Annotated in this window: 10 protein-coding genes; all 10 read right to left on the reverse strand. The window is 45.1% G+C overall.

Annotated elements, in window-relative coordinates; genetic code table 11:
* Window positions 1–82: 82 nt before the first annotated feature.
* The 10 genes from AC58QT_RS22430 to desA all read right to left on the reverse strand — a co-directional run bounded on the left by AC58QT_RS22430 (window position 83) and on the right by desA (window position 13,083).
* A complete protein-coding gene (locus tag AC58QT_RS22430) occupies window positions 83–1,672 on the reverse strand; it encodes an extracellular solute-binding protein (protein ID WP_497410985.1) in 1,590 nt (529 codons plus the stop codon).
* Between the two features lie 168 nt (window positions 1,673–1,840).
* The gene (locus tag AC58QT_RS22435) at window positions 1,841–2,722 is read right to left on the reverse strand and encodes a carbohydrate ABC transporter permease (RefSeq protein WP_310500008.1); all 882 of its coding nucleotides are present in this window, start codon (window positions 2,720–2,722) and stop codon (window positions 1,841–1,843) included.
* 18 nt (window positions 2,723–2,740) lie between these two features.
* Window positions 2,741–3,673, reverse strand: a complete 933-nt coding sequence (locus AC58QT_RS22440; RefSeq protein ID WP_397341052.1) for an ABC transporter permease — start codon at window positions 3,671–3,673, stop codon at window positions 2,741–2,743.
* Window positions 3,674–3,880: 207 nt separating this feature from the next.
* On the reverse strand, window positions 3,881–5,107 hold the full coding sequence (locus AC58QT_RS22445) for a Ger(x)C family spore germination protein (protein WP_497410986.1): 1,227 nt from the start codon (window positions 5,105–5,107) through the stop codon (window positions 3,881–3,883).
* On the reverse strand, window positions 5,091–6,191 hold the full coding sequence (locus AC58QT_RS22450; RefSeq protein WP_497410987.1) for a GerAB/ArcD/ProY family transporter: 1,101 nt from the start codon (window positions 6,189–6,191) through the stop codon (window positions 5,091–5,093). The genes AC58QT_RS22445 and AC58QT_RS22450 overlap by 17 nt, the downstream gene beginning before the upstream one ends.
* 18 nt (window positions 6,192–6,209) lie before the next feature.
* Window positions 6,210–7,760, reverse strand: coding sequence for a spore germination protein (locus AC58QT_RS22455; RefSeq protein ID WP_497410988.1), 1,551 nt, complete (start codon window positions 7,758–7,760; stop codon window positions 6,210–6,212).
* A gap of 1 nt (window position 7,761) precedes the next feature.
* Window positions 7,762–7,974 (reverse strand): hypothetical protein, encoded by a 213-nt coding sequence (locus tag AC58QT_RS22460; RefSeq protein WP_497410989.1) that lies wholly within the window; start codon window positions 7,972–7,974, stop codon window positions 7,762–7,764.
* 138 nt (window positions 7,975–8,112) lie between these two features.
* Window positions 8,113–11,223 (reverse strand): MMPL family transporter, encoded by a 3,111-nt coding sequence (locus AC58QT_RS22465; RefSeq protein ID WP_497410990.1) that lies wholly within the window; start codon window positions 11,221–11,223, stop codon window positions 8,113–8,115.
* Between the two features lie 62 nt (window positions 11,224–11,285).
* On the reverse strand, window positions 11,286–11,909 hold the full coding sequence (locus AC58QT_RS22470) for a TetR/AcrR family transcriptional regulator (protein WP_310500001.1): 624 nt from the start codon (window positions 11,907–11,909) through the stop codon (window positions 11,286–11,288).
* 127 nt (window positions 11,910–12,036) lie between these two features.
* On the reverse strand, window positions 12,037–13,083 hold the full coding sequence (desA, locus tag AC58QT_RS22475; protein ID WP_497410991.1) for a Delta(5) desaturase DesA: 1,047 nt from the start codon (window positions 13,081–13,083) through the stop codon (window positions 12,037–12,039).
* Between the last annotated feature and the right edge of the window lie 452 nt (window positions 13,084–13,535).

Here is a 13,535-nt window from a genome sequence, read left to right on the forward strand (position 1 = left end):
CTCTCCTTTCAAAATGGGATGAAATGCACGCTCCCCACGCACCGTTGGGTTCGTGAGGAGGCGGCATGCTCAGGAACTGAGCTTATTTTCTTGGCATCGACACAGTCGTACCGGAATCTTTACTATTAAATTTCTCTGTTGCTTCCTTGATAACTTCGTTTCCACCTTTGGACTTCCACTCTTCCAATACTTTCGGCCAATCGGAAATCGGTTCTTTTCCATAAACCATTTTCACCATGTGGGAAAGAATAACGGGAGGTGCTTGGTCAGAAAGCGGTGAAATATCAGGGTTTTTCATCAAAGATTCCAGACGAGGCTCAAAGTTGATACCATCGCGTCCTTCATTCTTCAACGTCGTGTCGTACACGTTCATCAATTTCTTACCATCTTCTGTCAAGCTAAGTGTACCCTTATTATAAGTTGTATCTTGGACAAGCCACAAGAAGGATTGACGGTAACGCTCTTCATCGACAGCAGCTGGATCTACAGGTGCTTTGTAGTCGATTTTACCATTAGCTTCTGTATAAGTGTCGCCTGGGATACCGAACGTGAAGAATTTCTCAGCTTCATCGGACATCATCCAGTCATAGAACTTGATAATACCTTCGGCATTTTTCACGTTTTTGTTGATGAAGTATGCGCGCGGCGCTGGTCCATACAAGTAGTGACCACCTTTGCCATCAGGTCCAGTTGGGGAAGCAATGATTTCGATATCACCCGTTGGAACAGTTGCTTTCAATTGTGTTTCCCATTGCAGCATTTCGTTCGCGTTCATAGACCACATACCTGCTTTACCAGCAAGAATTGTATTCTTGAATACTGTTGCGTTGATCGTTGCGAATTCTTTGTTGATTAAGCCTTCATCAAACATCGTTTTGTACGTTTGCAGCGCTTTCGTCATGTTCTCTGTATCAAAGAATTTAGGAAGGATTTGATCCCCAGACTTCTCGAACATCGATAGGTACGGATACACATCATAAGCACCGAAGAAAGAATCGGCATACTTGAAGTTCTCACGTCCCATAAACGGGTTCTCAACGCCCATTTCTTTAAACTTGCGTAGAACTGCCATGTACTCATCCACAGTCTTCGGTACGCCCAGACCTGCTTTATCTAGCAAATCTTTTCGAACAAAGATCGCGCGGCGAGATGGATTGGACAAGAACTCTGGAATCGCAAAGATCTTACCATTGTACGTTACGTTATCCCAAGCATCCTTCGGAATTTTCTTCAGTAAGTTAGGACCGAACTTTTTCAGCAGCTCATCGAGCGGTTGGAATACGCCCGCTTTCACGGATCCTGCCATTTCTTTTCCGTTCACACCACCGCTGCCTTGTACAACATCTGGAATATCGTTAGTGGCGAACATTTGAATCATCTTCTGTTCATATTCTTTGTGAGGAACAAGCACGATATTCAGATCAGAGTTCGTTAGCTCTTCAAGCTTCTTCACCCATTTGTCTTGATTAATATCAGGCGATTTCTCAACATGTCCGAAAGCAAGTGTACGTAGGGAGATGGAGAACTTCGTTTTCTCAGCTGGCTTTGCGCTAGCAGCACCTGGACTGGCAGCTGCATTAGATGATGGTTTATCGTCTGTCTTCGCCGAACAAGCAACCAATGCACTGGCCATTAACACCGTAGCCATCGTCGTAGGAATCCATTTTTTCATTTATACCCCTCTTTTCATTTCTACTAAATAACTTGCGCGTTCACAACCTCATTGTAAAAGCGTTTACAATTAGCGGCTATGGACTGTCTTTAGTTCGAATTGTATTTTTTTTAGAATTCAGTAAAAAGAGTTAATAAATAACTGATTTGTATAATTCTGTTGTAATAATTAAGACTTAACCGAACCCACCATCATACCCTTAACGAAATGACGTTGTAAGAAAGGATAAATAATAATGATTGGCAGCGTTGCAATGATAATCGTCGCCATTTTAATACCTTCTGGATCCATGTGAGCTAGTCCACTAAACTGTGAGGCATTCGGATCAATACTGATATCCTCAGATACAATTAATTGACGAAGCTTTACTTGGAGCGGCCAAAGTGCAGGTTTATTGACGTAGTACAGTGCGCTTTGGAACGTATTCCAATGGTTGACCGCGTAGAAAATTCCTAAGGAAGCCATAACCGGTTTAGAGAGCGGCAATACGATATTCCAAATCATTCTTAACTCGGAACAGCCGTCGATGCGTCCAGAATCAATCAACTCACTTGGAATTTGCATGAAGAACGACCGCATAATGAAGAAATTAAAGGCGCTAATCGCACCTGGAATCATTAAGGCCCAGAGCGAGTTCGTGAGATGCAAATTTTTCATCAAAATAAAGTTAGGAATAAGCGGCGCTGTGAAAACCATTGTAATCAGCACCATAATAACGACAGCTTTACGGCCGGCATACTCAGGACGCGACACCGGATAAGCCAATGAGGCGGTCGCGATTAGATTGATGAGTGTTCCTAACACTGTAATATACACAGTTACTCCGAAAGAACGCCAGATTGCCGCATCGCTAAATACATATTGATAATTGATTGATGTAAACTGAACAGGCCAGAACAATACCTTCCCATTCACAATAGACTCTGAAGAACTGAACGATTGAGCCAGCACGTTTAAGAACGGCAGGAGCATCGCTAGTGACAAGATAGATAGAAATAGTATATTAAAGCCATTAAACACTTGCCAGCCGGCAGTCGGCTTGCGATTCATATAGCGTCCACCTCCGTCTTAGTACAAGCTTTCACCCGTTGTTTTTCTGCTTAAAATATTACCAGTGACAATAAAGATCACGCCAACAACGGCTTTGAAAAGTCCAATAGCAGTCGTATAACTAAATTGTTGACCTTGCAGACCCTGCGCATAGATATACGTATCTAGAATTTCTCCGCTTTCTTTGTTAAGCGGATTCAAGAATACATACACACGTTCGAAACCAAAGTCCAGGAATTTACCAATGTGTAATAAGAACAAAATCATAATCGTCGGCAACAAGGATGGTAGTGTTATGGATATCGTTTGTCTCCAGCGATTGGCGCCATCCACTTCGGAAGCTTCATATAAATCAGGATTAATCCCAGCTAGCGCGGCTAAATAAATAATGGTTCCATAGCCGGAATCCCGCCAAATCCCTGATGAAATCAACACGGTACGAATCCACGATTCTTCACCCATGAAATAAATAGGTTCAAAACCTAACCAAGTAATGAAGTGATTGACAGCCCCTGTAGACGGGGATAGAATACCGATCGCAATCCCGCTCACGATAACCCAAGACAGGAAATGCGGCATGTATACGACCGTTTGAAGCACACGTTTGTACAACACGAGGCGAAGCTCATTCAAGAGCAAGGCAAGAATAATCGGTGCGGGAAACCCTAACAATAGATCATAGACACCAATGAGTACTGTATTTTTCAAAATATTAAGGAAATCATAATGTGCAAACATCCGAGTAAAATGTTCAAGCCCTACCCACTTGCTGCCTGTGAAGCCGTCAAAAATGTTGTAGTCCTGAAATGCAATAACAGAGCCTAACAACGGTACATATTTGAAAACTATAAAATAAATAATGCCTGGCAGCGATATTAAATATAGCGCCCTATACTTCCAAAACGTTCGCAGCAAGGCCTTTCCCTTACTTACCTGCTTACGCTCACTCATCTGCTTTACCGCTTGTGCGTTGACCGCCATCCTCTGGCCCCCCTCACTCATCATCGTCGATGTTATAGGTCTATCGTACCCCGATGCAGCGCTTTCAACAATGGAATGGCTTTTCACCGACTTGTGTTTTTTTTAGGTTTTTGAGAAAACAAAGAGGACGATCATGCATCATTACGTGCATCATACGTCCCCCTCACTTACATCTAATTAAGAATGATCGGACTTCACCCAAGGCGAATAGAGCGTTCTTGACGTTCTGCGAAGCTTAGAGATAACCTGTATGTCCAGTTCGGCTTCGGGCAATATCTCATTCTCCCACCGATCTTTAATTTGCTTCCAAAGTTTAGGGTTTCGATCTTCCAGGTTATTGCCGAAAGCAAATATGTCCGAATGATAGTCGACGGCAACTTTGTGAAAGGCCATCTTCACTTCATTCTGTATCGTTTTGGAAAATTGATCTTGGACATAGGAGATCGTTTGGGGATTTGTTTTAAACTTGTTGCTCGCTTTATCTCCGATATTGAACTCCACGGTAATTCGCAGTTGAATCTTGGCTTTTCCGTCCTGATAGTCCACTCTTCGTTTACTCACCTTTTCACCGGATAATTCCAAAGATATGTGACAATCGGTTTCATCCGGACAGGGCACGACGACAAGTGTTGATTTTAATTTCCCCATGACCCATAAAAACCCCCTAGTCTCCGTCCCATTCAATGTCCCAACCATCTTCCCATCCGAGTACACGCCTGTTCCATTCGCATAAAATAACGTTGATTGTTTGGTGTCCCCATGCTCATACGGCTTCACACCAACAATCGTTTTGACGTACTCGCTTTGATCAATTAAACGTATAATCGGACTGAAAGGCTGAGCACCTGTTGGTTGGGCAAGCTTTCGCGCAAACTCAGATAAATACACCTGAGCAGCTTTCCCTTCTAAATCCGAGTTTTTTATGATTTCTTTCAAATAATTCGATGATAGGGCTGTAATGTCTGGACTGGACTCCAGCATATCCAGCGCACGTCCTTTTACCGTGGCCATATAAGCCGTACCCCGAAGCTCCGGATCCGACGAGAAGAAATCAAAGTAATAACGCGCATCCGTTTTGGCAGCGGATTCCCCAATTAATAGGATTTGCAAATGGGACCAGTACAGCTTTTTGCCTGTTATTTTTATATAGGACCGTACAGCCTCGAAAGTTGTATTCCCAACAACACTTAGAGTCTTCTTTTGCTCCCCCTTCAAACCGCTCATCGGCTTTAATGCCTCCAACACTGGCGTAAGCACGGTAAGAACGATTTGCCCTTTATCATTCAGATCAATGCCTGCGGCAAGGACGTATTCCACTTTATCCGATTCTTGACGGTTCCAACAGCCTGTGGTTACGCTCAGTAGGAGGCTAAGCGACAGCACCATTCTAATGATTTTGTTCATTCGCGGTTCTCCTTGCTTTCAACTTACCCGCTATCCAAACAATGAGGAGAAGGATGAAGGCAAACCAACAAAAGGTGACTCCCTTCGCGATTTCAAAACTAACAATGGACACGTAAATATTGCCGGGTAATAAAGATATATAGTACATAATTACAGAAAGGGGCAGCATCAATTCTTTATAATCCCTTGTTCCGAACCAATCTCGTGCGCCGATACAGCAGGAGTAGAACGTCAATGCCCCCTTTGACACATTAATGAATACCCATAGCGCCAAGAAGATACTCTCCAAATGCTCAATAAAATCAAAGATCGCAATATCTTTGATTAACTCAACGACCGGGAATATAAGCCTTTGGGTATATGCACTTCCAAAGGTTCCTATCGTCACTAGAAAGATAACCTCGAATAGAAACATAACAATTATTGTGCACCAGATTAGCTTCTTGAACATGTTGTTTTTATGCTTGATTTGCGGATAGATAAATAGCAGCACACTAATCTCAGAGAATACACTCCAAATGGCTAAAGAACCCCGAAACACATCCATAGGAGTAGCATTCAGAAGTGGCAGTATGCGCTCCATGTCCACTTTTTGAAAAGAAAGTCCAAACATTATAATGATCAGTATGACAACACCAGGCATAACGACTTCTCCCCACCGTGCAATGGAGGGCATCCCTCCCTTCGCCAAATAATAGCGCAGAAGAATCAGCATGATAGCAATAATTTCTAGTGGTGTTTCTGGAAGAATCAGCGTAACGAATAATTCACAAACGAGTCTGATCGAGGTGCCCGAAAGAAATATCAGTGGCACCAGAATAAAAAGTGTAAACACGCGGCCAAAGAAGGGTCCGAATAAGCTGAGGCAATACGCGATAATGCTCATCTCTTGCATAGACGAACCAATTTGTGTAATTAACCAGAGAAGAGGGACAATCATTAGGCTGCCTATCAGAATCGACACCCATCCACTGTGCCCTGAAGCCTGCGTTATGGTACGTGGAAGTGTAAAAAAAATCGTACCAAACACAGTAAAGCAGAGAAGAATCATAATTTGTTTGGTTGTTAGTTGGGCAGATGACAAGGATGTTCCTCCTCTCATTTAAGGTTTTTGCCTCTTGGGACCAAGAAATGATTGACGATATTTGAGCGATTGCGCCGGTTTCTTGAAGACAATGGAATCATCGACTGCTTTGAGCGATTGCGGGGTCAATGCTGCCAGATAACTGACGCCAAAAGAACGCAGATGAATCATGTGAATGAGTATCGCACTGGTTCCGAATACGATACCAAAAATACCGAAAACAGCGGCAAGTATCATAATAGGAAAGCGCAGCATGCGGATGGCTAAGGAAGCATTGTAATTAGGTATGGCAAAAGCGCCAATCGCTGTAAAGGAGACGATAATGGTCAGTACAGGGCCAACGATATTCGCCTGAACCGCCGCCTGTCCAATCACGAGCGCGCCAACGATACCAATGGTTTGCCCCATCGTGCCCGGCAGCCGCAAACTCGCCTCTCGCAGAAGTTCTAGGCTGATTTCCATAATCAGCGCTTCCACAAAGGCAGGGAATGGTATGCCGCTGCGATTGCTCGCAATGGCAAGCATCAATTCCGTCGGAATCATTTCTTGATGATAGGTCGTAATCGCGATATAGATGGAGGGCAGCGTCAGCGCCATCATCATCGCCAAGAATCGCACCCAGCGCAGCATCGTAGCTGCGAGATAGCTCGTGTAGTAATCCTCTGTCGATAGTAGGAATTCCGTAAAGGTGATCGGCATGGTTAAGGCAAATGGTGTGCCGTCTACAAGAACGACAATTTTACCTTCTAGGATGGCCGCAGCAGCCTTATCTACCCGCTCTGTTGAGCTAATTTGCGGGAATGGCGATAGTGGCGTATCCTCCAAATAATCCTCAAGCTGACCGCTATCTAGGATCCCCTCGGTCTCGATAGCCATCAGCCTTCTCTTCACTTCGCCAACAATACTTGGATTAGCTACGTCCTGCAAATACGCGATAGCCCCATCCGTCAACGTACGCGTACCAATCTGAATCGGAAAAAGAACCAATTTAGGATCTTTAATTTTTCTTCTGACTAAAGCCGTATTTGTGCGCAGCACTTCATTAAAAGCATCCTGAGGACCTCGAATAATCGGTTCACTGGTTGGATTGCTTACAAATCTATGCTCCCAACCTTCCGAAGTGATGAGCAAGGTTTCCGCGATGCCATCAAGTAAAACAAGCGTATTCGAATACAACAATCCCTTGATACTCTCGGCGAGCGAGTTCACTCGCTTGATACCGCTAGCCGTTATCACAAATTTCTCAATATACGTTAAGGTAATCTCATCTTGATGACCCATTTGCATCAGAGGGAGAATGACACATTGATGGACAATATCCTTTTCAGCAAGTCCATCGATGTAGAGAACGGCTGCACGAATCTCCGAACCATCCCCCAGCTGGAGGAGAAGTTCGCGAACAATAAGATCGGATGGATGCTGAGTGACCGTGAGGATTAATTGCAAGTCCTTCTCGAGATTCCCACTTAATTGTTGTTCTGCGAGATGAGATGCCTCAGCAACTTCAGACGGCGGTCCGTACGATGCGCTTGAGGCTGATTTCTTGAGGAGTTTTCCCAATAACGACAAACTATCCGCCTACCTTTTCAACAAGACTAATCATTACGTTTTGCATCATGGCTGTTAGCACATAAGAAGTTCCCGTTGCATGCAGGACAGCAAGAATCAGAGCGATAAGCAGCAAGGAGACATAAGCAGGCATCATTCTGCGATCTTGCTGGCGAACGCTCTTCTTGGGATGACCAATTACAAACAAAATAAGTGCAACAAACAGAGAAATCAAAGCCATTCCCCCCATGTGTTTTACGAGTAGGTTCTGCTTTTCCTTCTATTTTTATCCAACCAACACTTCGTGTTTAACTTTTATACACAAAAAAAGTGCCCTCCCACGAAGGTGGGAAAGCACTTCTATAATCGAAAGTTACGCTGTACGACTCTCTGTCGACACTTTGTGCGCCGTGACGCCGCGCTTTGCCCGCAGCGCTTCTGGCATAGCTAGCAGCGCAGGCAGCAGCATCGGCAGCAAGATGAAGCAGAGTACGATAAGGCCAACAATGACGGCCACGGCTAGCTCGATCAACAGAACGAGACCGGAAGGCACAAGTGTGGCGAAGGTTCCGCCAAGGATGACCATCGCTGAGATGACCACGCCGCCAATGTGCTTCGCGGCTTGCACGATCGCCTTCGAAGGCGATAGATCGCCAAGCTCTTTGTAGCGCATCATCAGGAAGATGCTGTAATCGACGCCGACAGCAATAATAATGATGAAGGAGAAGAACGGTACGAAGGAGGAAACCCCGTCGGCACCAATGATTTTATCCGTCACGACATTCGTCGCCGTCATCGCCACGTAGTAGGAAATGACTAGGCTCAGAATGATGTAGACAGCTGGCCAGAAGGCGCGGATAACGAACAGCAAGACGATGAACACACCGATGATGACAATAATCGCGGTGCTATTGAACGACTTCAGCTGCGCCTTGTTCGTGTCGTACGTCGTCGAGCTCGGTCCTGCTGCGCCGAACTTCGCATGTTCGAGCACTGTGCCCTTCACGCTGGCAGCCAGCTCCGTGTTAATCCCTTCAATCGTATCCATCGCCGCCGATGAATACGGATCATCCTTCAAGATGACGATCATCTTCGTCATCGTCCGATCCTTGGACATGAAATTGTCCAAGGACTTGCCGAAATCTGCGCTCGACAGCGCTTCTTTCGGGATAAAGAACGTCTTCGAGCCGTTCAGTTGCGTCAAGAACTGGCTCGTTTTACCCAACCCCTCGGACACGTCACCGAGTCCGTTGCCGCTCTGACCAAGGCCGTCCTTTAGCTGGCCCATGCCGCCGCTGAGACCTGACAAGCCGTCGCTCAGCTTCTGCTGACCGTCTTTGACGCTGCCTAGCGCAGCGTTCAGCTTCGCCATGTTGGCCGCGATCTCGCGACTGCCCGCGCTGCCTTGCTTCAGCCCTTTGGCGAGCTCAGCTGCGCCGCTCTCCAGCTGCGTAAGCCCCGCGGCAAGCTGCGCTTGCGCGCCATTCACTTGCGCCAGGCCTTGCGTCGCATCGGCAAAAGCACTGTTTAGCTTCGCTGCGTTCTTGCCAAGCTCTCCCAGTCCGCCGCTCAACTGCGTCAAACCGGAAGCAAGACTTTCACCCGTTTGCTTCAGCTTGATGTAATCAGCGTCTGTCGTCAGCTGGCTGTATTTGCTGCCAAGCCCGCCAATTAAACCATTCATGCCGACCAAACCTTGTTGGATGCCTCCTAGTTGCGTCTCAATCTGACTATAACCATCCGTCATGGCGTTATAGCCTTGACCAAGCTGCGTCAAACCATCATTGATTTTACCCGTGTTACTTGCGACTTGAGTCATGCCATCCTTCAGCGCAGCAATTCCCGAACTTAGCTCACCCGCGCCACCGGCGCCTTGTGAGATACCAGTAGCCACTTGATCCAATGCAGTCGTCAGCTTGCTATAGCCCTCCTGCACTTGACTCGTGCCTTCTACCAGTTGACCAACGCTAGACGTATCAGGCGCTTCCAGCTTACTCTGCATCAGCTTAAGTCCATCACGTATTTGATTTACACCGTTTTGCGAGGCTGAAATGCCATCGGCAACCGTCTTCGTTTGCGTAGAAATATAGAAATCATCAATCGGCTTCGCTTGCGGCTGAGTCACGCTAGATACCATATCGACACCTGGAATGGTTTTCAGCTTCTCCGTCACCTTATCAATCGCGGCTAGACCATCATTCGTGTTAAGCGGGTTGTCATTCTCAATAACGACCATGGTTGGGAGCGCCTGACCCCGGCTAAAATGCTCCGCCACAAGGCTGAAGCCTTTCGTGGATGGGTGATCATTCCCCAGCTCCTTCAACTGATCAAAAGACAGCTTCTGATGATTCGCAAGTGCAAGTGGAACCGTAATAATCAGAATGATGACGGTCGTAATAATCGGTCTTTTTACCGCAATTTTCGTCAAGCCTGCCCAGAATTTACTCTCTTTATGCCCAGTCGTTCCCTTGGAGGGCCAGAAGAGTTTATTGCCGAGCATTTTCATGAAAAATGGTGTCACTGTTACAATTTGGAGCAGGAGTATGGCCGTACCAATTGCTACGACATTCCCTGACTGATAAATACCGAAATCCGAGAACGTTAATGCAGCAAATGCAATGAATACGGTCAAAATGCTGTAGAAAATCGTTTTACCCGCTGTGCGGTAGGTCACAATAATGGCTTCATCCACGGATAGACCATGGGATAATTCCTCTTTGAAGCGATTGAATAAGAGAATGTTATAATCCGTCCCAATCCCGAAAAGAATCAAAATCAACAGCATTTGTGTGACACTCGTCACAGGAAAGTTGAACTTATCAATGAGCTGCGCGGCAATCCCCATGGACACCAGGTACGAGATACCGACCGCTAGCAAGGAAACGACTGGAATAATGACAGAACGGAACATAATAATCAGAACAGCTAGGATAAATATAACCGTAAGCGCGGCACTCTTTTCAACACCGGACTCCGATACTTTAATATAATCATCCTGGATGAAATCCTCTCCAGAGAGGTAATACTCCACCTTCACATCTTTCAGAACAGTTTCAAATTCCTTCTTGATGTCCTCGACGTGGCGCCCTCTTTTGTCTAGGGAAAAACTCGCCATTAAGGTTGTGCCATCCCCCGAAATGAGCGATGACTTCGCCTCCGGCGTAGTGAATGGATCAATCAACTGATCGAAACCAAGCTCAGCTTGATGGCTTTTCAAATTCGTAATACCTGCCTCGATCGCCTTCATATCTGCATCCGACAGTTTGTTTGGGTTATGGAAAACCACGATATCACTCGTGCCCTCGACCCCATTGATTTTGTTCAAAATCGTTGAGGCAATCTTTGATGGTGCATCGCTACGCAACGGATCCTGCCCTCTTAGGCCAAGAATCGCGTTCACATTCGGTTGGAAAACCGTCAGCAATACCGTCGCCACCAACCATACGGCTAGAATCGCCCAGCGCCATTTAATAATGGATTTCATTCTCTCTTCTCCTCCACTCACCCTGATAGTAAACAAGCGTTCATTATTGGGGCAAAAAAATTTTAAGACTGGCTTAGCTTTATTTTTTCTGAAATACCTGTGCAATACAGGTACAACAGTTCATCAACAAGCATTTTAATCGTATCCCCATCTTCATGGTCACGCAAAATCAGACAAATACTTTCAATCATTGTCGTCGCAATCATGCGCGCCGCAAATTGATCTTTCTGAGACAACGTGCCGAATGACCCCAACTCCGCTGTAAATACTTCAGAAATAATCTGATGCACAAGTGTAATCATGTCTTGTTTGGCCGAAGCAAATCGAGAGCCTTCACTTAGATTCAGAAGAATCGTAAGCTCTGTGCTGGACTCTTTGAACAGCAGCATTAAAGAAGCATCAATGCGACGCAGAATCAGCAAATGATCAGATAATGCAGTACACAGGGTACTATCCACCTCTTGCTTGCACACCCGCAGCACCTCGGCTAGCTGCTCTTGAATGGGTTGAATGAGCTCATCGAACAGATCATCCTTACTTTTAAAGTAGCGATAGATGTTGCCTGGCGTTATGCCTGCAGCTTCTGCAATTTGCCGAATGGAGGCTTTCAAATATCCATGCTTCTTGAACTCGGCCAAGGCCGCTTGGCGGATACTATTTTTGACTTCATCTTTTAAAATTTGCATTAATAAACACCCGTTCACTATTTGACGTCTTAGTTGGATTATACAGCGCCCATTTCGTCTTTTCAACGCTATTTCGATAAAAAAAAGCGCCCAACCTGCCAATGATCACAGGTCAGACACAACTTATTCATTCCACATCTACAGCTTTGATAATTCGCGGCTTTACTTTCACGCTGTTCACGCGTAACTGCTTCAAATCCTTAAACTGAATGAACTTCTTGGTATCCTCATTCCAAATACGGAATTTCAGAGATTCCAGACTCGTTTTCAGTGTAATGGTCTGAACATTGCGTAGTGCTGCATGCTTATTGTGTACTTCTTGCAAATGATAGTTAGGCACGCGCGGGCTTAAGTGATGAATATGATGATAGCCAATATTGCCTGTGATCCAATGTAGAACACGCGGTAAATTATAGAAAGAGCTGCCATGCATCGCCGCTTTGACATAGTCCCACTCTTCATTATTCTCGTAGTACGTTTCCTCATAGTTATGCTGTACGTAGAACAGCCAAATTCCCGCCATACCTGAGAAGAAGAACATCGGACCTTGAATCAGCAAGAACGACTGCCAGCCGATGCCCCAACAAAGCAAAGCTATACTGCCAACAATACCAATATTCGTTATATACGTATTGATTCTTTCTTTCATGCCTACTTTCCGGCGGTTAAAGCGGTAATCAATCAAGAAAATAAAGATCGGTCCGATAATAAACATCACGAACGGGCTCCGATATAATCGATATGCCATTCGTTTGAGCCATGTTGCTTGTATATATTCATCTACAGTAAGCGTCCAGATGTCACCTACGCCTCGTTTGTCCAAGTTACCACTGGATGCATGGTGAACAGCGTGTGTATGGCGCCACTGATGGTACGGTACGAAGGTTAATATTCCTGTTATTGTGCCAACAATTTCATTGGCGAATTTGTTTTTGAAAAAAGATTTATGACAGCAGTCATGAAAAATGATAAAAATGCGGATTAAGAAACCTGCGGCGATGATATCGATTGCAAACGTTAACCAAATGGAAACGGAAAGACTTAGAAAAGCCAAATACCATAGCACGAAAAAGGGTCCCACTGTATTGATGATTTGCCACACGCTATGCTTCATATGTGGTCTCTCGTAAGGCGCGATATCTTTCCGCCACCCACCCTTATCCTCATGCTTCATCCTGTTAGAACTCCCTCTCTCCGCGTCGTGTCGGATCTTGTAAGTTTAAATCCCTTGAAGTAGTACGTGACGAATCGAAATAAGTTCCCGTTACACGGTAACAAATATTACACAGCTATCTCATCATAAGTGGGTAGCACCTTTTTGTAAAATGCAATTTAAGTAAGTCGCGACAAAAATCAAGCTATGCTGAACTTCAGCAGAGAAGTAAATTAATTAAGGGTGTGCCATAACAATATTTGCATTACATGTAGGTTCTATGTAGAAATAGCGCGATGAAACAGCGCTATTTCCATCAAAACGAGAGAAATATGGTCGTTTGGATCAAATAGCGCCATATATGCAGCTAGTATAATATGTGGACACCTCGTTAACAGAATAAGATAATAGAAATAACGAGGAGGTGTTCACAATGGGTGAACAACGGCAAAGGTACAATGAGGAATTTAAAC

This window comes from Paenibacillus sp. J31R109 (genome assembly GCF_059692055.1).

Bases quoted from the DNA above. Each gene is read 5' to 3' on its own strand.
- AC58QT_RS22430 (WP_497410985.1), bottom strand. From the start codon at position 1,672: ATGAAAAAATGGATTCCTACGACGATGGCTACGGTGTTAATGGCCAGT.
- AC58QT_RS22435 (WP_310500008.1), bottom strand. From the start codon at position 2,722: ATGAATCGCAAGCCGACTGCCGGCTGGCAAGTGTTTAATGGCTTTAAT.
- AC58QT_RS22440 (WP_397341052.1), bottom strand. From the start codon at position 3,673: ATGAGTGAGCGTAAGCAGGTAAGTAAGGGAAAGGCCTTGCTGCGAACG.
- AC58QT_RS22445 (WP_497410986.1), bottom strand. From the start codon at position 5,107: ATGAACAAAATCATTAGAATGGTGCTGTCGCTTAGCCTCCTACTGAGC.
- AC58QT_RS22465 (WP_497410990.1), bottom strand. From the start codon at position 11,223: ATGAAATCCATTATTAAATGGCGCTGGGCGATTCTAGCCGTATGGTTG.
- AC58QT_RS22470 (WP_310500001.1), bottom strand. From the start codon at position 11,909: ATGCAAATTTTAAAAGATGAAGTCAAAAATAGTATCCGCCAAGCGGCC.
- desA (WP_497410991.1), bottom strand. From the start codon at position 13,083: ATGAAGCATGAGGATAAGGGTGGGTGGCGGAAAGATATCGCGCCTTAC.